19 protein-coding genes are annotated in these 21,496 nt (G+C 40.9%); 15 read left to right on the forward strand and 4 right to left on the reverse strand.

All coding sequences use genetic code 11. From position 1 onward, the window contains the following. The first annotated feature begins 146 nt into the window (after positions 1-146). From nagA to WKU33_RS00525, 10 genes are all read left to right on the forward strand, one after another. The gene (gene nagA, locus WKU33_RS00480) at positions 147-1,310 is read left to right on the forward strand and encodes an N-acetylglucosamine-6-phosphate deacetylase (protein ID WP_340452706.1); all 1,164 of its coding nucleotides are present in this window, start codon (positions 147-149) and stop codon (positions 1,308-1,310) included. A 131-nt stretch (positions 1,311-1,441) separates the two neighbouring features. Further along, a complete protein-coding gene (gene dhaK / locus WKU33_RS00485) occupies positions 1,442-2,437 on the forward strand; it encodes a dihydroxyacetone kinase subunit DhaK (protein ID WP_340452708.1) in 996 nt (331 codons plus the stop codon). 15 nt (positions 2,438-2,452) lie between these two features. Beyond that, positions 2,453-3,073, forward strand: a complete 621-nt coding sequence (gene dhaL / locus WKU33_RS00490) for a dihydroxyacetone kinase subunit DhaL (protein ID WP_340452710.1) — start codon at positions 2,453-2,455, stop codon at positions 3,071-3,073. A gap of 6 nt (positions 3,074-3,079) precedes the next feature. Continuing rightward, the gene (gene dhaM, locus WKU33_RS00495; RefSeq protein ID WP_156856176.1) at positions 3,080-3,457 is read left to right on the forward strand and encodes a dihydroxyacetone kinase phosphoryl donor subunit DhaM; all 378 of its coding nucleotides are present in this window, start codon (positions 3,080-3,082) and stop codon (positions 3,455-3,457) included. Between the two features lie 206 nt (positions 3,458-3,663). Beyond that, a complete protein-coding gene (licT, locus tag WKU33_RS00500) occupies positions 3,664-4,500 on the forward strand; it encodes a BglG family transcription antiterminator LicT (RefSeq protein ID WP_340452713.1) in 837 nt (278 codons plus the stop codon). A 132-nt stretch (positions 4,501-4,632) separates the two neighbouring features. Beyond that, positions 4,633-6,522 (forward strand): beta-glucoside-specific PTS transporter subunit IIABC, encoded by a 1,890-nt coding sequence (locus WKU33_RS00505; RefSeq protein ID WP_340452714.1) that lies wholly within the window; start codon positions 4,633-4,635, stop codon positions 6,520-6,522. Between the two features lie 11 nt (positions 6,523-6,533). After that, positions 6,534-7,970: a 6-phospho-beta-glucosidase gene (locus tag WKU33_RS00510; protein WP_340452716.1), complete on the forward strand. Its 1,437-nt coding sequence runs from the start codon at positions 6,534-6,536 to the stop codon at positions 7,968-7,970. Between the two features lie 185 nt (positions 7,971-8,155). Then, positions 8,156-8,953: an MIP/aquaporin family protein gene (locus WKU33_RS00515; protein WP_340452718.1), complete on the forward strand. Its 798-nt coding sequence runs from the start codon at positions 8,156-8,158 to the stop codon at positions 8,951-8,953. A 23-nt stretch (positions 8,954-8,976) separates the two neighbouring features. Further along, complete coding sequence (gene glpK / locus WKU33_RS00520) at positions 8,977-10,470, forward strand: glycerol kinase GlpK (RefSeq protein WP_340452719.1); 1,494 nt, start codon at positions 8,977-8,979, stop codon at positions 10,468-10,470. A gap of 313 nt (positions 10,471-10,783) precedes the next feature. After that, the gene (locus WKU33_RS00525) at positions 10,784-12,445 is read left to right on the forward strand and encodes a glycerol-3-phosphate dehydrogenase/oxidase (protein ID WP_340452721.1); all 1,662 of its coding nucleotides are present in this window, start codon (positions 10,784-10,786) and stop codon (positions 12,443-12,445) included. A 147-nt stretch (positions 12,446-12,592) separates the two neighbouring features. Here the strand turns inward: WKU33_RS00525 and WKU33_RS00530 are convergent, their stop codons facing one another. Further along, positions 12,593-13,939 carry a cyclic 2,3-diphosphoglycerate synthase gene (locus WKU33_RS00530; protein WP_340452723.1) on the reverse strand — a complete coding sequence of 449 codons (1,347 nt, stop codon included), beginning with the start codon at positions 13,937-13,939 and terminating at the stop codon, positions 12,593-12,595. Positions 13,940-14,078: 139 nt separating this feature from the next. Then, entirely contained in the window at positions 14,079-14,852 is a 774-nt protein-coding gene (locus WKU33_RS00535) for an ABC transporter substrate-binding protein (protein WP_340452724.1), read from the reverse strand. Between the two features lie 278 nt (positions 14,853-15,130). Here WKU33_RS00535 and WKU33_RS00540 point away from each other — a divergent pair, with 278 nt between their 5' ends. The 5 genes from WKU33_RS00540 (at position 15,131) to WKU33_RS00560 (ending at position 19,290) form a co-directional block, all read left to right on the forward strand. Then, a complete protein-coding gene (locus WKU33_RS00540; protein ID WP_156856183.1) occupies positions 15,131-16,291 on the forward strand; it encodes a betaine/proline/choline family ABC transporter ATP-binding protein in 1,161 nt (386 codons plus the stop codon). Positions 16,292-16,307: 16 nt separating this feature from the next. Then, on the forward strand, positions 16,308-16,955 hold the full coding sequence (locus WKU33_RS00545; RefSeq protein ID WP_156856184.1) for an ABC transporter permease: 648 nt from the start codon (positions 16,308-16,310) through the stop codon (positions 16,953-16,955). 41 nt (positions 16,956-16,996) lie between these two features. Further along, positions 16,997-17,887 carry an osmoprotectant ABC transporter substrate-binding protein gene (locus WKU33_RS00550; protein WP_188855927.1) on the forward strand — a complete coding sequence of 297 codons (891 nt, stop codon included), beginning with the start codon at positions 16,997-16,999 and terminating at the stop codon, positions 17,885-17,887. A gap of 1 nt (position 17,888) precedes the next feature. Next, positions 17,889-18,551 (forward strand): ABC transporter permease, encoded by a 663-nt coding sequence (locus WKU33_RS00555; RefSeq protein WP_340452727.1) that lies wholly within the window; start codon positions 17,889-17,891, stop codon positions 18,549-18,551. A 160-nt stretch (positions 18,552-18,711) separates the two neighbouring features. Beyond that, the gene (locus tag WKU33_RS00560) at positions 18,712-19,290 is read left to right on the forward strand and encodes a GbsR/MarR family transcriptional regulator (RefSeq protein ID WP_340452729.1); all 579 of its coding nucleotides are present in this window, start codon (positions 18,712-18,714) and stop codon (positions 19,288-19,290) included. A 103-nt stretch (positions 19,291-19,393) separates the two neighbouring features. Here the strand turns inward: WKU33_RS00560 and WKU33_RS00565 are convergent, their stop codons facing one another. Continuing rightward, entirely contained in the window at positions 19,394-20,155 is a 762-nt protein-coding gene (locus WKU33_RS00565; RefSeq protein WP_340452731.1) for a transposase, read from the reverse strand. A gap of 363 nt (positions 20,156-20,518) precedes the next feature. Then, positions 20,519-21,034: a DoxX family protein gene (locus WKU33_RS00570; protein WP_336253342.1), complete on the reverse strand. Its 516-nt coding sequence runs from the start codon at positions 21,032-21,034 to the stop codon at positions 20,519-20,521. Positions 21,035-21,496 lie beyond the last annotated feature (462 nt).

The following is a 21,496-nucleotide window of genomic DNA, read 5'->3' on the forward strand; positions in this document are numbered from 1 at the left end:
ATCAAAAAGACGACAACATGTATAATTGTAAGGATGTATAGACCACTAGTATAGGAAGAACGGGACATTGGGGTCAGAGCACTTGTCCCACTAGGCGGGACAAGTGCTCTGACCCCAATGTCCCGCAGCAGGAAGGAGAGCTACAAATGATTGTTGTTAAGAATGCACAAGTGTATACGGAAAGTGAGATCATCCCTGAGGCGAGGGTAGTTATCCGGGATGGCTTGATTGAGCAGATTGTTGCAGAGGATGGGTTGGCTGAGGATATTCCGCCGCAAGCACAAGTTATTGATGCTAAGCATGAATATCTTATTCCGGGTTTCATTGATACTCATATTCACGGAGCAGCAGGGGCAGATGTGATGGACGCGATGCCTGATGCACTTCAGACAATGGCTGAATTTTTGCCTAAGGAGGGTACAACTGCTTTCCTTGCGACAACAATTACGCAAGCAACTGAAAAAATCGAGCAAGCACTTCGAAATATCGCAAATTTTAAAAGCAAACCAGGAAAATCGGAAGTAATCGGTGTGCATCTGGAAGGTCCTTTTATAGAAAAAACGAAAGCTGGTGCTCAGCCGGTAGAGTATATACAGAAACCAGACATGGGACTTTTCAATAGATGGCAAGAGCTTGCGGGGAATAAGATTAAAATGATAACTCTTGCGCCTGAACATGATCCAGAGGGAAATTTCATTCGATATTTAAATGAAACAGGTGTTACGGTTTCAGCAGGACATACGGATGCAGCTTTTTCAGAGCTTAAAAGAGCTGTCCGACAAGGGGTACGGCAATTGACGCATTTATGTAATGCGATGAACGGAATTCATCATCGGGACATTGGAGCGGTCGGTGCAGCTTTATTACTGGAAGAATTACATGCGGAACTGATTGCGGATGGTATCCATGTTTCGGATGAAATGCTTCAATTGGTATACCATAATATGGGGAGCGGACGACTCACATTGATTACGGATGCGATGCGTGCGAAGGGGCTTCCTCCAGGCGATTATGAACTAGGTGGTCAGCCGGTAAAAGTGACCGAGGACCGTGCAGTGCTTGCGGATGGTACGCTAGCTGGGAGTATTCTTTCGATGCAAGAGGCAGTCAAGAAAATGTTTAAGCTTCTTGATGGGGTTGGAATACGGGATATTATTCAAATGGCTTCCGTCAACCCTGCAAAACAAGCCGGTGTGTATGACCGTAAAGGAAGTATTACTGTGGGGAAAGATGCGGACTTATTGATTGTGGATGCTGAATTAAATATAAAATATACGATTTGCCGTGGGATTATTGCCCATATTGGGTAAAAGTTTTGTACTGGGACATTTACACTGACCCCGTGTCCCAACCCTATGTCCCACGCTGGGACACTTGCTCTGACCCCATGTCCCGCTCTACAATGGGGTTAGTTATTATTTTTGAATAGGAGGTAGTGGTTGTGAAGAAGATAATTAATGATCCGAATTTGGTTGTAAGGGATATGTTAGATGGGTTTGTTGCTGCTTATCCCAAGGATGTGACATTACTGCCGGGGACTACGGTTATTGCCAGGAAGGATGCTCCGACTGCTAATAAGGTCGGTTTAGTTAGTGGGGGCGGGAGCGGTCATGAGCCGGCCCACGCTGGTTATGTCGGTGAGGGGATGCTTGATGCTGCGGTTGCTGGGGAAGTGTTTACTTCGCCTACTCCAGACCAAGTGCTTGAAGGAATCAAAGCAGTTGATGCCGGCGCCGGGGTGTTGCTCGTGATTAAAAACTATACGGGTGACGTGATGAACTTTGACATGGCAGCTGAACTGGCTGAAGCTGAAGGAATTCGTGTAGAGCAGGTTATTGTAAATGACGATGTTGCGGTAGAGGATAGTTCATTTACGACTGGTCGCAGAGGGATTGCCGGGACCGTTTTTGTCCATAAGTTAGCTGGTGCAAAGGCTGAAGCGGGCGGAACACTTGCTGAGGTGAAAGCAGTCGCTGAAAAAACGGTCAAAAATGTACGTTCCATCGGGATGGCGATTACGCCGTGTACCGTACCAGCTGCTGGAACACCGAGCTTTTCGCTAGAAGAAAATGAGATGGAAATTGGTATTGGTATTCATGGGGAACCAGGTATTGAAAGAAAAACAATTGCGAGTGCCGATGATATTGCTGCAGAACTTACGGAAAAGGTACTGGATGATCTTAAGCTTGAAACAGGTTCAGAAGTTGCGGTTATGGTGAATGGCTTAGGAGGTACGCCAGAAATGGAACTGTACATCGTTAATAAAAAAGTGAATGAACTTTTAACGAGTAAGGGCCTCCGTATTTATGACACATTCGTTGGGGAGTACATGACATCTTTAGAAATGGCGGGTGTTTCCGTAACTTTATTAAAGCTTGATGACGAACTAAAGGAACTGTTGGATGCTAAATCGAAGGCACCGGCATTCCGGCGCTGAAATGGGGGCGAAAAGATGGAATTAAATGTAGCGAATACAGTGAAGTGGATGACTTTAACAAATGAAAAAATCCAGGAAAATAAAACGTATTTAACTGAATTGGATCAGGCAATTGGGGATGGTGACCATGGAATTAATATGGCACGTGGTTTTCAGGAAGTAGAGGCGAAAATTACTGCCACTGATTATGATAATGTTTCTGATCTATTGAAAGATGTCTCTATGACTTTGCTATCGAAAGTTGGTGGTGCGGCTGGTCCGCTATATGGTACAGCTTTTTTAAAGCTATCGATGGCAGTAAAAGGTAGTGAGACGCTAGATTTTCCGAAGTTCAAGAGCGGATTGGCAGAGGCACTTGCAGGAATAAAGCAGCGAGGTAAAGCAGAAAAGGGCGAGAAAACACTAGTCGATGTCTGGGAGCCGCTTGTCGATTACTTGAATGGACAAAATAGCTTCAATGCAGCAGGCTTTGAATCAGTAGCGAAAGAAGCAATGGAAGCGACGAAAGACTTTGAGGCGAAGAAAGGTAGAGCGGCTTACTTGCGGGAGCGCTCCATTGGTCATTTGGATCCTGGCTCGGTTTCATCGTTCTATATTTTCTCAAGCCTTGTTGAAGTGTTGAAAGAAGGTGACTAATAAAAATTGGCAAATGTAAGTATTGTGCTCGTTTCCCACAGTTCGAAAGTAGCGGAAGGGATTCGAGATATCATCACGCAAATGGTACCAGCTGTTTCGATTGGAGTAGCAGGCGGAACGGAAGAAGGAGAAATTGGTACGAATATTGATAAAATAAAGCAGGCGATAGAAGAGGTTCAGGGAGAAAAGGGAGTTCTCCTATTTTACGACATCGGCAGTGCTAAGATGAATGCCGAGTTAGCAGTGGAAATGAACGAATATAAAAATGTCCATGTCGTAGAAGCCCCAATTCTTGAAGGTGCTTTCGTGGCAGCTGTAGAAGCGGGCATGGGTAAGTCACTAGAAGAAGTGCAAGCGGCTGCTGAAAAAAATTATCGGGATTAGGAAGCTTATTTAGGGGATAAGAAAAAACAAATAAAAATCGATCCAGAGGGGTTTTGCGTTGTTTAAAGACAAGGTCATACCTGGCAAATTGACATCTAAAATTGGCTATGGTAAACTAGTCCTAAAGGATTGTTACCGCTTAATTGTGGGCTATACCTGTTTTTTTGTTGTAATCGAAGAGAAATAAATGAATAGGAACTTTTTATATGAAAGTATTGAAAGTGATTAATAATAATATCGTATTATCTAGGAATCAGAATGATCAGGAAGTTGTTGTGATGGGTAAGGGGCTCGGCTATAAGAAAAAGGCCGGGGATGTTATTGATGAAACTAAAATTGAGAATATGTATCTTAACTCAAAAGAGTGGAGTGTTAATAAATTAACCCAAATGCTTTCCTCGATTCCGATGGAACACATTCAGGTAGCAAATGAAGTCATCGGCTTTGCGAAAGTCTCACTTGGAAAAGAATTAAGTGAAAATATTTTTTTAACATTGACCGATCATATTAGTTATGCGATTGAGCGCTATAAAGAGGGCATGGAGATCAGGAATGCTCTACTTTGGGAAATCAAGCGATTTTATAATCATGAGTTCTTGATTGGAAAAGAAGCGTTATCAATTATAAAAAATCGACTAGGTGTTGATTTGCCAGAAGACGAAGCAGGTTTTATTGCTTTGCATATCGTAAATGCGGAGTTAGATATGGGAGAAGTTAGCCGAGTTTCTGAAATGGCAAAGGTTATCCAAAACGTCCTAAATATTGTGAAGTACCATTTCAACATTGAATTGGATGAATACTCACTAAATTACGAACGGTTTATTACTCACTTGAAGTTTTTCTTTCAGCGATTGTTTAGTAATGTAAAGTTAAATGATGCAGGAATGTCCAGTTTCATCTTTATGTTGAAGGAGAAGTATACAAATGAGTATGCCTGTGCATTAAAAATAAAAGAATATATAAAAAAGGAGTTTGATAGAGATTTAGAAGAAGATGAGCTAATCTACTTGACGATTCATATAAAAAGAATAACGAGTGAATAGGATTGTTACTGCTTTTGCAGGCTATACCTAAATGAAACCTACCTTTGAAAGGGGTTCATTTAGGTATTTTTTTATTTCTTATAATCTACAACAAACATTCTAATGATATATAAACAATGGAGGTTAAATCAGATGAACTATAAAGAGCTGGCCAACAAAATCATTGATCAGGTTGGTGGAGAGAAAAATGTCAAAAGTTTGACTCATTGCGCTACGCGTCTTCGATTTAATTTAAAGGATGATCAAAAACCAAACGAAGAAACCTTAAAAAAAACACCGGGAGTAATGGGGGTAGTGAACAAAGGTGGACAATATCAAGTCATTATTGGAAGTGATGTTGGTAGTGTTTATAAAGAGATAATAAACCAAACGAATATTTCTAGTGATGGGGAAGATGAAAAGGCAGAAGAAGATAAACGTTCAACTTTTTCAAAAGTTATCGATACTATTACAGGAATTTTTACTCCGATTCTTCCTGCGATCACAGCGGCAGGGATGTTAAAAGCAGTTTTATCTTTATTAGTTGTATTTAATGTTGTGACACCGGACAGTCAAAATTATCAGATAGTGGATTTCATGGCTGATGCTGCTTTCTACTTTTTACCTATATTATTAGCAGTCTCTTCTGCGCAAAAGTTTAAAGCAAATATGTTTTTAGCTATGATGGTTGGTGGAATTTTACTTCATCCAACTTTTGTTGCGATGGTTACTGCAGCTAAAGAGACAGGAGATGCAATTCAGCTTTTCGGACTTCCTATTTCGGCAGTATCGTACTCTTCTTCGGTAATTCCGATTATTCTCTCTGTATGGTTTATGTCTTATGTTGAACCTATTGCAGATAGAATTTCACCTAAGGCGATTAAGTTCTTTAGTAAACCATTGATCACAATTTTTGTGGTTGGAACAGTAAGTCTAGTAGTTTTAGGACCAATTGGTTATTTAATTAGTGATGCCATATCAAACGGGATTACAGCATTAGAATCTGTTAGTCCATGGATCGTTCCGTTGTTGGTAGGAACATTTACTCCGTTGTTGGTAGCAACAGGTACACACTATGGACTGGTTCCGATTGGGATTAATAACCGTATGACACTTGGTTATGATACAGTGATTTACCCGGGAATGCTCGCTTCTAATGTGAGTCAGGGCGCTGCAGCCATTGGTGTCGGTATTAAATCAAAAGATAGTACGGTTAAACAATTAGCTTATTCTGCGGGCTTGACAGGTCTATTTGGCATTACAGAGCCTGCCCTGTATGGAGTCAACTTACGATTTAAAACACCTTTATATGCTGCAATGATTGGTGGTGCAGTTGGTGGGTTATTTATGGGGATTTTAAGAGTGCGTAATTTTTCAGGAGGATCCCCAGGTCTTTTAACTTTACCTAGTTATATTGGAGATGACACGCTAAGTTTCTTCTATTTTGCATGTATTGGAGCGGTTATCAGTATTGTGGTAACCTTTATAGCAACTTTATTCCTATATAAAGACCCAGTTTCTGAAGATACGTCTGATCCGTCTGAAACTGAGGAATTGTCAACAAATAGCCAGTCTGATTTGAATATTAGCGGTGCAACTATTGTTTCTCCCTTGGAAGGAACTTTACACAACTTAAAGCAAGTAGATGACGGCATGTTTTCCGAAGAAATTTTAGGGCAAGGTGTAGCGATTGAACCATCAGAAGGTATCGTTCATTCACCAGTGAATGGTACAGTTAGTGCGATATTTGATTCAAAACATGCAATTGGTATTACGAGTGAAGAGGGTATAGAATTGTTGATACATGTTGGAATTGATACGGTTCAGCTGAATGGGGAAGGTTATGAGTATTCCATTGAAAAAGATCAAAAGGTTCAAATTGGAGACAAGTTAATACAGTTTGATCTAGCTGGAATTAAATCTAAAGGATTTAAAATGATTACCCCGGTCGTAATTACAAACTCGGCAGAAGTAGGAGATATTCTGACTACGAATGATGGTCCCATTAAAATTGGTGAGGATATTATTAAAGTAATGAAGTAGGAGGTATAAATATGGGATTTAGAGAAGATTTTTTATGGGGCGGTGCAACCGCAGCAAATCAATGTGAAGGTGGATTTAACCAAGGTGGTAGAGGGCTAGCGAATGTGGATGTAATTCCTACTGGTCCAGATCGCCGAAGTATCATAAGTGGTAAAAAGAAAATGCTAAATTTTGAGGAAGGTTATTTTTATCCTGCAAAAGAAGCAATCGATATGTATCATCATTATAAAGAAGATATTGCTTTATTTGGAGAAATGGGTTTTAAGACGTATCGCCTGTCAATTGCTTGGAGCCGCATATTCCCTAAAGGGGATGAACTTGAGCCGAATGAAGATGGTCTGAAATTCTATGAAGACCTGTTTAAAGAATGTCATAAATATGGAATTGAACCATTGGTGACAATTACACACTTTGATTGTCCAATGCATTTGATTAAAAAATATGGCGGTTGGCGAAATCGTAAGTTGATCGATTTTTATAAGCGATTATGTAGAGTATTGTTTACTCGTTATAAAGGCTTGGTTAAATACTGGTTGACCTTCAATGAAATCAACATGATTCTTCATGCACCATTTCTTGGAGCAGGGCTCTATTTTGAAGAAGGAGAAAATGAGGAGCAAGTAAAATATCAAGCAGCTCATCATGAGCTTGTTGCAAGTGCCGAAGCAACAAAAATCGCCCACGAAATAGATCCGGAGAATCAGGTCGGGTGCATGTTAGCGGCGGCTAGTTATTATCCTTATAGCTGTCGACCAGAGGATGTTTGGGAAGGAAAGAAAAAGGATAGAGAAAATTACTTTTTTATTGATGTGCAATCAAAAGGTGCTTATCCTGCCTATGCATTAAAAGAACTAGCTAGGAAGGGTATTGAAGTTGAAATGACAAATGAGGATTTAGAAGTCCTAAAAAATCACACGGTGGACTTCATTTCATTTTCTTATTATGCTTCACGTGTTGCAGCAGCCGAAGATTCTGATGTGGAAAAGACTGCAGGTAACTTGTTCCCGACTGTAAAGAACCCGTATCTTCAGTCAAGTCAATGGGGCTGGCAGATTGATCCTTTAGGTTTACGTATTACAATGAACGATTTATATGATCGATATCAGAAACCTTTATTCATTGTTGAAAATGGGCTTGGTGCAGTAGACATACCAGATGAATCAGGGTATGTGGAAGATGATTATCGTATTGAGTATCTAGCGGCACATATTCAAGCTATGAAAGATGCGGTAGAAGAAGATGGTGTTGATCTTCTTGGCTATACAAGCTGGGGGTGCATCGATTTAGTATCAGCGGGTACTGGTGAAATGAAGAAACGCTATGGTTTTATCTATGTAGATCGTGACAATGAAGGAAATGGGACTCTAAAAAGGACGAAGAAAAAGTCATTTAATTGGTATAAGAAAGTGATTGCGTCAAATGGAGAAGATTTATCAAATGAATCGTAACTGTAGATAGGTTTATACCTTTTTTATAAGGGAACTTTATAAATATACAAAAAGCAAGTGAAGGGGAAAACAGTCTTCGCTTGCTTTTTTTGCAGTGTTGAAAGTAGTTGCAGTTAAGTGTGATTTTTTTAAAAGGCCTGTCATAACTTGTTCTAAGGGATTTTATTTTTAAAGGGGGTTAAGGGATGTCGGAGTTTCTAGCAGAGCTCATTGGTACGATGATTCTCATTATTTTTGGTGGTGGTGTTGTAGCAAGTAATATTTTGAACAAGTCAAAAGGTGCTGGTGGTGGTTGGGTACTGGTAACACTCGGATGGGGACTTGCGGTAACTTTAGGGGTGTATGCTGCAGGAAACTTCTCTGGCGCTCATCTGAATCCAGCTGTCACTTTAGGGTTTGCCGCTATTGGAGAATTTCCATGGGAAAATGTATTTTCGTATATTTCTGGACAGATGATTGGTGCTATAATTGGAGCCATAATCGTTTTCTTTGCTTATTTACCTCATTGGAGAGAGACGAGGGAGACGGACTTGAAGTTAGCCGTATTTGCAACAGGGCCAGCAATTCGAAGTCCCTTATCAAACCTTGTTACTGAAATGGTTGGTACGTTCGCGCTTCTACTAGGTCTGCTATTTATTGGTGCCAATCAATTTACGGAAGGGTTAAACCCGCTTGTTGTGGGTGCGTTAATTGTTGCGATCGGTATGTCTTTAGGAGGACCTACAGGTTACGCGATTAACCCGGCACGTGATTTAGGACCAAGGATTGCACATGCCCTGCTTCCGATTCCAGGTAAAGGAAGCTCCGATTGGGGATATGCTTGGGTTCCGGTAATTGGGCCTGTTATTGGTGGAATTTATGGGGCATTGTTTTATCAAGCTTTCTTTACAGGTGTTTTTACAGTGATGTTTTGGATAGCGAGTGTTGTGGTAGCTATTATACTTGTTGCTGCTGCAAGTATAGAATTAAATAAAGTATCTTAAGCAATACGAGGAGGGGAAAATAAATGGAGAAGTTTATTTTATCTATTGATCAAGGAACAACCAGTTCACGGGCTATATTATTTAATGAAAAGGGAGAAGTTGTGGAAGTATCACAACGGGAATTTGAGCAATTTTTCCCGCATCCTGGTTGGGTTGAGCATGATGCCAATGAAATTTGGACATCTGTTCTAGCTTGTATTGCCGATGTGTTAAGAAAGGCTGATATAGGTCCGAAACAAGTAAAAGGCATCGGAATTTCCAACCAAAGGGAAACGACTGTAGTGTGGGATAGAGAAACCGGAAAGCCGATCTATAAAGCGATCGTCTGGCAATCAAGGCAAACAGAAGAAATTGTTCAAACCTTGCGTGAAAAGGGCTATAACGACTTGTTTAAAGAAAAGACTGGCTTGCTGCTCGATCCGTATTTTTCAGGTACAAAGGTAAAATGGATTTTAGATAATGTGGACGGAGCTAGGGAAAAGGCGGAAAAAGGTGAACTGCAATTCGGTACGATTGACAGCTGGCTTGTGTATAAATTATCTGGCCATAAAGTCCATGTCACAGACTATTCCAATGCTTCCAGGACCCTGATGTACAATATTTACGATTTAAAATGGGATGACGAGCTACTGGAAATATTAACAGTACCAAAGAGCATGCTTCCAGAAGTTAGACAATCCTCTGAAGTATATGCCCATACTATAAGTTACCATTTCTTCGGTGAAGAAGTTCCGATTGCCGGGATTGCAGGTGACCAGCAAGCAGCTCTATTTGGTCAAGCGTGTTTTGACAAAGGAATGGTTAAAAATACGTATGGTACAGGCGGATTCTTATTGATGAACACGGGAGAAAAAGGTGTTCAATCGGAAAATGGTTTACTAACGACAATTGCTTGGGGAGTAGACGGAAAGGTTGAATATGCTCTTGAAGGTAGCGTCTTTGTGTCAGGATCTGCTATCCAATGGCTTCGTGATGGATTGGGATTATTGGAAAGCGCCCCAGAAAGTGAGAATTTGGCTAAGAATGTAGCATCTACGGACGGTGTCTATGTTGTTCCTGCATTCGTTGGCTTAGGTACACCATATTGGGATAGTGAAGCGCGGGGAGCGGTGTTCGGGTTGACACGCGGTACGACAAAAGAACACCTTGTTAGAGCTACACTGGAATCGATTGCCTATCAGTCAAAAGACGTTGTAGATATAATGGCTGATGACTCTGGTATTGGAGTGAAATCATTACGTGTCGACGGTGGAGCGGTTAAAAATAACTTCCTTATGCAGTTCCAGAGTGATCTATTGAATGTTCAAGTAGACAGGCCTATGATTAACGAGACAACCGCTTTAGGAGCAGCGTATTTGGCTGGTTTAGCAATTGGTTACTGGAAGGACAAAGAAGAAATAGCAAAACAATGGCAAATTGAACGCAGCTTTACGCCTGACTTTGCAGATGAAAAACGCCAGGAGCTTTATAATGGTTGGAAGAAAGCTGTGGAAGCAACGAGAGTATTCAAGATTTAAGCTTGCTTCAGGAAAATTTACGATTATTATCACCATCCTGAATAAATTCTGTTACGGAGGCAAAGTACTTTACCAGGAAACAGAATAGGTGCTATACTTTAAAATAAGTTAATACATTGGACGGAGATTCTCGAGAGACCACATAGCCTCTATACTTATAGAGTGTTTTGTGGTCTCTTTTTATTTATGCGAAAAACGGGGAATCATTATGAATGGGGCAATCATTTGATTACGAAATAGCTTCTCAACATAAATCCGTCTCAGGTTGTAGATTGCCAATATATAGTAATAATTAATAAAGGAGCGGATTCACATGTTTTCAAGTTTACATCGCGAAGAAATAAAAACGAACATGCTGGAAAATTTTGATCTACTTGTAATAGGCGGCGGGATCACAGGAGCTGGGATTGCTCTAGATGCGGCAACGAGAGGTATGAAGGTCGCCGTATTAGAAATGCAGGATTTTTCAGCGGGTACTTCCAGTCGCTCAACGAAGCTAATCCATGGTGGACTGCGATATTTGAAGCAGTTTGAAATTGGCGTGGTTACTGAAACCGGTAGGGAGCGGGCAATTGTTTATGAAAATGGTCCCCATGTGACCACGCCGGAGTGGATGATGCTTCCGTTTTATAAAGGAGGTACGTTTGGACCGTTCACAACGAATATTGGCTTGCGAGTCTATGATACTCTTGCCGGAGTGGAAAAAGATGAAAGAAGAAAGATGTTTAAGCCGGAAGAGGCGTTAAGACGTGAACCATTATTAAATGCAACAGGTCTTAAAGGAGCTGGTTATTATGTGGAGTATAAGACAGATGACGCTCGTTTAACAATTGAGGTGATGAAAAAGGCTGTAGAAAATGGTGCGCATGCTTTAAATTATATGAAAATCACTAACTTAATTTATGAAAATAATAAAGTAATTGGTGTTGAGGCCGAGGATCAAATAGATGGCACAACCCAAAAATATTATGCAAAAAAGGTTGTAAATGCTGCTGGTCCATGGGTAGATACGTTACGTGAATTAGACAACTCGAAAAGAGGAAAGCACTTGAGATTGACGAAAGGAATTCACCTCGTATTTGACGGAGAACGATTCCCGTTAAAACAGGCAATTTATTTTGATACTCCAGATGGAAGGATGGTATTCGCTATTCCGCGGGAGGGTAAAACATATGTAGGTACGACAGATACCGTATACGAAGGCGATATTGCCAATCCGAAAATGACCATCGCAGACCGTGATTATGTGTTAAAGGCAATTGATTACATGTTCCCTCAAGTCGGTATTAAACCAGAAGATGTGGAGTCGAGTTGGGCTGGCTTACGTCCGCTTATCCATGAAGAGGGGAAGGACCCATCAGAGGTTTCCCGAAAAGATGAAATTTTTGTCTCTGATTCAGGCTTTATTTCTATAGCTGGCGGTAAGCTAACCGGCTACCGTAAAATGGCAGAAAGCATTGTAGATTTAGTCGGAAAACAATTAGCTGAAGAAGAAGGCCGGACATTCCCTAGTACGCAAACGAAAGAATTATGTATCTCTGGAGGCTCTGTGGGAGGATCAGCAGGTTTCCTTGATTTTATAAAAGAAAAGGTAGAGATCGGATTAAAGATTGGCTTAAAAGAAGAGGTAACGAAGAAGCTTGTGCAAAGGTACGGCTCCAATATAGAAATTTTATACGATATTTATCAGCGTGAATCCCAATCTCAAGATGAAACGATAGATCCGGTAGTGCTCACGATGCTGCGTTATGCCATTGATTATGAATCAACCTATAAACCAACAGACTTTTTTATAAGACGTACAGGGGCATTATTTTTCAATATTTCATGGGTGCACGAACATAAAAATGAAGTGGTTCAATATATGGCAAAAACTCTCGACTGGACTAACGAACAGAAACTAAAATATGAAAAAGAATTGGAACAAGCCCTACATGACGCAACCCACCCACTAGAGCAAGATCATGATAATTGAATTGGGACACGGGGTCAGAGCATCTGTCCCACAAAAGGCGGGACATTGGGGTCAGAGGTATTGTCCCGCAAAAGTTGGGACATTGGGGTCAGAGGCATTGTTCCGCAAAAAATCGGGACAACGGCTCTGACCCCGTGTCCCGATTTGTTAAGCTAATTGCAGTTGTTGTTTTTTGATAAAGTTTTCGAGGATGTTGTCTAAGTTTGGTCCTTCCACTTCGTCTAAGTCATAGAAGACTCGGGTGGTCGGTTTGTTGATGTTGATAACGCGAGTCAAATCGATTGGCGTTCCGATAATAACTGCATCACAATCTGTATTATTAATTGTTTCTTCTAAATCCTTCAGCTGTTTTTCACCATATCCCATCGCGGGAAGTACATTTTCCAGATGTGGATAAGCTGCAAATGTTTCTTTTAATGTTCCTACTAAATATGGGGTAGGATCAATTAATTCGGTTGCCCCGTTACGCTCTGCTGCAACTGTACCCGCGCCAATCTTCATTTCCCCATGGGTAAGTGTCGGGCCGTCTTCCACAACTAAAACGCGTTTTCCTTTAATGAGCTCCGGCTTATCCACAGAAATAGTAGATTCTGCTTTGATAATCTCACTAACAGGACTTGCTGCTTTGATATTGTTTTCCACAATGTCAATTGCTTCTTGCGGTGCACTGTCTACTTTGTTGATAATCGCGACATCCGTAGTTCTTAAACAAACCTCACCAGGATAATATTTTAGCTCGTGACCTGGACGATGCGGGTCAAGAACAGTAATCGCTAGATCTGGCTCGTAGAAGGAAAAGTCATTATTTCCACCGTCCCAAAGAATCACATCACAGCCATCGGGATCATTTTCTGCAGCCTCTAAAATATCTGCATAATCCACCCCAGCATAGACAATATTTCCTCTTGTTACGTGTGGCTCGTATTCTTCCATTTCCTCAATGGTACAGTCATGCTTTTTCAAGTCATCAACAGTTGCGAAACGCTGTACTCGCTGTGCGGTTAGGTCACCGTAAGGCATCGGGTGACGAACAGCAACAACTTTCAAGCCTTTCTTTAGCAGGGATTCGATGATTTTACGAGAAGTTTGACTTTTCCCTGTCCCCGTACGTACTGCCGTCACGGAAATGACCGGCTTCTTGCTTTTCAGCATTGTGCTGTTCGGGCCAAGCAATTTAAAGTCGGCACCAGCAGCGTTCACAACCGCGCTGATTCCCATGACATCTTCATAGCTTAAATCACTGAAGGCAAAAACGCATTCATCGACTTCAAGTTCCTTAATTAATTTCGGTAATTCATCTTGGGAATAAATCGGAATTCCCTCCGGATATAGCTTACCCGCAAGCTCACTCGGATATTTCCGTCCATCAATATCAGGAATTTGCGCTGCAGTAAATGCAACAACTTTATATGAATCATTATCACGATAATACGTATTGAAATTATGAAAGTCTCTTCCAGCAGCACCAATTATAATTACATTTTTAGTTTCCATAGCATTCGCTCCTATATGTCTAAAGAATTGATTATAATTATACTAGCCAATGTATATTTATGCAATAGGTTAAATAAAAAAAGTGGATTAATCAGAAAAAAGTTTGATTAATCCGCTATTTAAGCTATAAAGGAATCTATCATTCTTCTCTGAGAGTCTTGAAATACGCCGCAGCTTCGACCATTTTCGCACCATACCAGAACATTTCCCCATCTACAATTCTTACTTTCGTATGAGGAAGCATCTCGTGGAATACGTCAAGATGTTTTTCTCGGAAAGGAAAAGGCTCCGTCGCTAGAAAAAGTTCATCGAGTTCCGCTTGCTTGAAATCTTCTTCCGTCACTATTGGATAGCGTCCTTCTACTTCTGTAAAAGGGTTAATAAACCCCATTTCTTCAAGCAGTGAATTGATATACGTATTTTTCCCTACAACCATATACGGCCTCTGCCAAATAACATAGGCGACTCGCTTATTCCCACCATGGGGAAGAGTTTGAAATGCAGTTTTGATTTGGTGCACGAGTTTGCTTCCGGCCTCTTCTTTTTCTGTTAGACGGCCGATATCTTCAATCATTGGGAAGACATCTTTGAAATGCTGTACTTCAAAGACGAAAACGGGATAGTGTTTTTCTAACGTCTCCACGATTTCCTTCGTATTTTCTTCTTTTTCGGCAATAATAAGATCTGGTTTCAATTCATGAATACGATCCAGTTTTATATCTTTCGTGCCGCCAATATTAATGGCATTCTGCACTTTATCTACCGGAAATTTGCAAAATCTCGTCCGCCCTACGATTTCCTTATCCAATCCTAAATGATACATCGTCTCCGTTATCGCAGGAACAAGGGAAATAATCCGCTCTGGCCTACCGTCAATCGGAACTAGCCGACCAAGATGATCACGAACACCCACAAATAAAACCTCCTTCACGGATGGGACAGGGGGTCAGAGCAAAGTGTCCCACTGGGACATTTGCTCTGACCCCACTGTCCCACGCTTTCCATAACATTATACTAGATTTACGGCGATTTATGGAGGAATTGTACGAAAAGTGCGGTTATAAAGTTTATAAAGTAAATATTGTATGAATTAATCATACTGTATGACGTTTAAATCGGTTTTAGTTATTTATTTAGTTTCGATATAATGAAGTAGTCGATTCATTCTGAAAAATTTGGAGGTGTTTCGTTTTGTTAGAATTTAAAAATGTAACAAAACGCTACAGTAATTATGGAAAGCCTGCTGTAAATAATTTGAATTTAAAAGTGGATAAAGGAGAATTTGTCTGTTTTATTGGACCAAGTGGTTGCGGGAAAACGACAACGATGAAGATGATCAACCGGCTCATCGATATTACAGACGGAAGTATTTTACTAAATGACAAAGACATCACGAAACAGAACCCCGTTGAGCTCCGTCGTTCCATTGGCTATGTCATTCAGCAAGTCGGTCTCATGCCACATATGACGATTAAAGAAAATATCGTCCTTGTTGGAACGCTTCTCAAGTGGTCGAAGGAGAAGAAAGATGCCCGGGCTCGCGAACTGATTAAGTTAGTTGATCTGCCGGAAGATTATCTTGATAAATATCCGCATGAGCTAAGTGGCGGACAACAACAGCGAATCGGTGTCCTACGCGCATTAGCGGCGAACCCACCCTTAATATTGATGGATGAGCCATTTGGTGCACTCGACCCGATTACGAGGGATTCCTTACAGGACGAATTTAAAAAACTGCAACGTGAATTAGATAAAACAATCGTATTTGTCACCCATGATATGGATGAAGCAATAAAGCTCGCTGATCGCATCGTAATTATGCGTGACGGGGAAATTGTCCAGGCAGATACGCCTGAAGAAATTTTAAGAAATCCAGCAAATGATTTTGTAGAGGAATTCCTTGGAAAAGAACGTCTCATTCAAGGTCGCCCGGATGTTGTGACAGTTGGACAAATAACAGGAGGCTCGCCGATAACAATTGAACCTCAAGCTACATTGAAAAACGCACTTGCTACAATGAGGGATAAAAAAGTAGACTCTTTGCTCGTTGTAGATTCTAACCATGTTTTACAAGGGTTTATTGATATTGAAATGGTGAATTTGAATTATAGAAAAGCGACAACAGTGGAGAAAGTAATGGAAACGGAACTTTTCACTGTAACGGAAGATAGCTTACTTCGTGATACGGTTCACAAAATTTTACGCCGTGGAATGAAATATGTTCCAGTCGTTGATAACGATAATCGTTTAACAGGGATCGTCACAAGAGCAGCCCTTGCCAATCTACTTTACGATACGATTTGGGGCAATGGAATGGAACTGGAAGATTCTGAACCTGAAATTCAAGCATAATAGGAGGTGTATATAAATGATGGAATTTTTTTCAACCCATGGAAGTGAATTGCTATTTAAAACGTGGGAACATCTCTATATTTCTCTCGCAGCAATTGTACTAGGAATTGTCGTAGCTGTACCGCTCGGAATTTTACTATCCAGGGCACCAAAGTTTGCTGATCGCTTTATTTCTTTCATTGGGGTGCTACAAACAATTCCAAGCTTGGCTATACTTGCCTTTTTTATTCCCTTTTTGGGAGTTGGAAAATTGCCGGCAATCGTCGCATTATTTTTCTATTCCTTGCTGCCGATTTTACGAAATACGTATGTCGGCGTCCAGGGAGTCGATCAGTCCGTTGTTGAAGCAGGGAAAGGTATGGGAATGAGCACATGGCAGTCTATTTTAAAAATGGAATTTCCTCTTGCTTTACCGGTGATTATGGCAGGAATACGTTTGTCCACCGTTTATCTCATCGGTTGGGCAACCTTAGCTGCATTTATCGGCGGGGGAGGGCTTGGTGACTTTATTTTCGATGGCCTAAACCTTTATCGTCCGGATTTAATTTTAGCTGGAACCATTCCGGCAACGATTCTTGCTGTCATTGCTGATCGGTCCCTTGCTGGTCTAGAAACTAGAATGATGCCAAAAGGATTAAGAGAATCATATAAAGCAGCAGGATAATTTTGGAGGTGGATTACTTGAGAAAAGGAATTATAGGACTCATGTTACTTCTGACGCTAACTGGCTGCTCCTTACCAGGACTTACTGGTTCGGCCGCTAATACGATTAAAATCGGGGCAATAGCAACGTCAGAATCTCATATATTAGCAGAAATGTTGTCGCTTATGATAGAAAGAGAGACTGGTGCAAATACAGAACTCGTGACACATCTTGGTTCTTCCATCGTTCAGCATCAAGGAATGGTGCGAGGTGATCTGGATATCACGGCTTCAAGATACACAGGGACGGATTTATCCGGGGCACTCGGTATGGAACCTGTGAGAGATCCCGATGCGGCATTGGAAATTGTGGAACGGGAATTTGAAGGGCGATTCAACCAACTATGGGGGCCAACCTATGGTTTTGAAAACACGTATGCAATTGCGATTACCTCTGAATTTGCCGAAGAAAATAATATCGAAACCGTTTCCGATTTGGAACCTTTTGCAGATGATTTGCGCTTTGGCGTGGATAACTCATGGGTCAACCGGAAAGGGGACGGGTATGATGGATTTCAAGAAATGTATTTTTCCTTTGGAGAAGTATATCCGATGAACATTGGGCTCGTTTATCAAGCCGCGGCATCAGGTAGTATGGATGTTGTGCTTGCCTATTCTTCAGATGGTAGAATTAAAGAATTTGATTTAAAAGTGCTTGAAGACGACCGTCGCTTTTTCCCGCCATACGATGCGTCACCTGTCGTTGCGAATGAAACGTTAGAGCAATATCCGGAAATGGTTCACATGCTTGAACGGTTGCACGGGCAAATTTCTACAGAACAGATGCAGGAATTGAATTATCAGGCAGATGTTTTGCTGATTAATCCTCGGCAAGTAGCGAAGGATTTCCTCGAGGAAAACAATTATTTTGAAGACGTAAAGGGGGAAGAGTGAGATGGAAATACTGCAAGAGTTCTTCACCTATGTCAGTATGAATGCGGGTTATATTTGGGTTGAATTTTACAGACATTTCTTGATGGCTGCTTATGGTGTATTATTTGCAGCTATTATCGCAATTCCACTCGGTATCCTCATTGCTAAATACGGTAAATTGAGTGGATGGGTATTGTCCCTCGGAAGTATTATTCAGACGATTCCCGCGTTAGGTGCTATGGCGATTATTATGATGGTCTTTGGACTCGGTGTAAATACGGCGGTATTCACCTTGGCGCTTTATTCCATCTTGCCGATTACGCAAAATACGTATGTTGGCATGAAAGGTGTAGATGAAAATGTTGTGGAAGCGGCTTATGCATCTGGCATGACACGCTTTCAAGTACTGCGAATGGTAGAGTTGCCGTTAGCGATCAGTGTTATAATGGCTGGGCTTCGGACCGCTATTGTCATTGGCATCGGGATTGCGGCGATCGGTGCGTTCGTCGGTGCAGGCGGTCTTGGCGCTATTATTATTACTGGCACGAATGCAACGGACGGGACAGCAATTATTTTAGCTGGGGCAATCCCGACAGCCTTTATGGCGATTATTGCAGACTTGGTGATGGGCTGGATTGAACGGAAACTTCACCCGGTAAAACCGTCCAAGCCGCAAGCCTCCTAGAATGGGACATGGGGTCAGAGCATTTGTCCCAATCATTGGGTACTTTTCTTGGAATTTCGATTGAAAATACTTTTTAATCCGCCTTAAACATATTATAGTAATAACAGCAAAGAGTTTACGTACTACTATAGTTTGGCTAGCGACTGAAGGAAGGAGAACGATGACAATTCATAGAGAGAATATTAATGAGATACGAACACAATTTATTGATCGAATTTCCGATTTCATGAGCACATTCGGGGTCTCTGCGACTGTCGGACGTATACTGGGGATTATTTATTTGAATCGTGAGCCGATGACACTCGATGAGTTATCCGCCGAAACTGGAATGAGTAAAACACGGATGAGTCAAGTGGTTCGCGAAATGCTTGATATGGATATGCTTGTCCGGGTTTTCAAAAAAGGTGTGCGGAAAGATTTATATCAACTTGAAAAAGATCATTACGAAACCTTTATTACCTTATTCAATTCCTCTTGGCAAAAAGCGATTATGCGCAACAGAAGCTTTGAGCCAAGGCTTAAAAATAGATTAAAACAAATAAAGGAATCCCCGGAATTATCGATAGAGGAAGAAAAGCAGGTTGACGACCTACTTGAAGAGTTACAGGAGTGGATGGATTACCACGATTGGATTCGCAGAGTTGCCGAGTTCTTTGAAAGTGGTGAAATCTTCAACCACGTTCCAATAAATCGCACCAATGAAACGAAACATCAGGACATTCCACTTCTTGATGATTAGGAGAGGGACATTGGGGTCAGAGGATTTGTCCCAGTGGGAGAGGGACATTGGGGTCAGAGCGCTTGTTCCAGTGGGACATTTACTCTGACCCCAATGTCCCATTTTATTTCACACGAGCGATGACACTTTTTGGGATTCCGGTAATGCGTGAGAGTTGTCGAATGGTGATACCTTTTAGTGCTTTTAATTCACGAATGACTGCATCTCTTTCACTTTTCCCCATTTTTTGCAAGTGGCTTATGTTGCTTATACCTATCTCCGTTAGAAAATTCATAACTTCTGCATCCTCAAGAACTTTTTTGCCTGTATTATTCATAAACTCATCTTCATGTTGAAGCAGCATAAATTCGATAAATAATCGAATTGCTTTCTCCCTGTCTAAAGCGAATAATTGAACGGCAACTTCGGTATCCACAAGTGAAGGTTTGCCTAAATATTCTTGCATGCTTGTCCATTTAGATGTTATGGCGTCACTAGCAAGTCCCGCCTGAACGGGGTTTTGGTGAATATAACGAAGTACTTTTAAAAAAGAGCGGACAGACTCTATTGTTTCACTTCTAAATCTTCCTTGAAACAAGTGACCTGTTCGATCGTATTTCCGATTGTACCAAATAACATAACTTGAACTTAGGCGCTGAACCGCTTTAGAAATTGATTCTTCTCTTTCTTCAATCAACAGGTGGACATGGTTATCCATTAAACAATAACCATAGAGTAAAAGACCACTTTTCTTTTTAACATATGCCAATGTCTGCATAAATCTGTATCTGTCATTCTTATCCTCGAAAATTGATTGCTTATTAATCCCACGCAGCATGACATGATAAATCCCACTTAAACTTTTTTTACGCGGCTTTCTCGCCACAAAAATATCCTCCCTTCCTGGTTTATTTAAAAAAGATATGCTTTTCTGAAAAAAGATGAGATGTTGAAAGAATTAATGATAGGGTATATAGGAGAAAAGACGGGGAAAGGATGCTAGCATTTATCATAGACGGTTCGAAAAGAAGAAGCAAATAGAGGATTTACAGTAAAGGGGGAGCTATTTCTGGAAAATAGAGGGGGAAAAGGGAATTATCATCGTAATGTAAGAGATCAAAAGTATCATTTACCTCAGATAAACCAACTGAAAACGTAAATCGCCAAACTTTTAATAATATATTAATCGGGACAAATACACTGACCCCATGTCCCAATCGGGACACAGGGTCAGTGTATTTGTCCCAGTTTATGCTGGGAAGTTAACTGTTTTATCTGTTGGTTTTGTTTTTGCTTTTTTATTGAAGCGTGCTTTGATATATGGAGCAATAAAACGGTCGACACCGTAGTAATAACTTGCTGCACCTGTGAATAAAAGCACAATCGCAAGCGTGTAAAGCATAGGGTTTGTACTCAATGTTCCTGCAAGTAAGAAATTAAGGTTCATGAATGCACCAGCGATTAAAGCAGGAATAGTAGCTGCACCAAGTATTAAACCGATACCTACCAAGAGTTCTCCCCACGGGATCAAGATATTTATTAAACCGACATTCGGAATAGCAAAGCCTTCGACAAATGTTGCGTACCATGCTTGTACTGTAGGGGCTTCGCCTGTTGCATTGGCAAGTACACCTTGCAGAAACCCGCCGGCATCAAATCCGCCAACTACTTTACCCCAACCCGCAGTCAACCATTGTACACCTAACCAAACCCGCAATACTGTCCAAACAACCGCCATCTGAGGTCCTTTAATAAAGTTTTTCATTTGTTTATCTCCTCACATATTATATTGTGAAATATTTCACTATCTCTTACAATTTAAATATACTGTATTCAACGTGAAAATGCAATATACTTCACCGCATTGTAACAATTTAAAAATGGGGACAGGGGGTCAGAGCATTTGTCCCAGAATCTCTGGGACAAATGCTCTGACCCCCTTGTCCCTTTCCCGTTTAGAAATTGTTCTGCTTCAAGACCTTTCACCGGAAAAATTCCTTAGCTCGGTGCGCGATATACATCAATATATCCTCTCCGGGGAAATTGCTCATGAGTTAATCAAGAGCCTTCATCGAGTTGATTTACTAAGGAAATTGATCTTGAAAGAAGGCTTAAGTAAACGAAAAATTGAAGTATCCATTAGTGAGTTAGACATCTTATACTTAATATTTCTAAAGAAAAACAATCAAGAAATTGCTTAAGAACTGGAACTGCCGGCTGAATCTGT

The organism is Oceanobacillus sp. HCA-5259, from assembly GCF_037892815.1.
GTDB lineage: Bacteria > Bacillota > Bacilli > Bacillales > Amphibacillaceae > Oceanobacillus > Oceanobacillus indicireducens.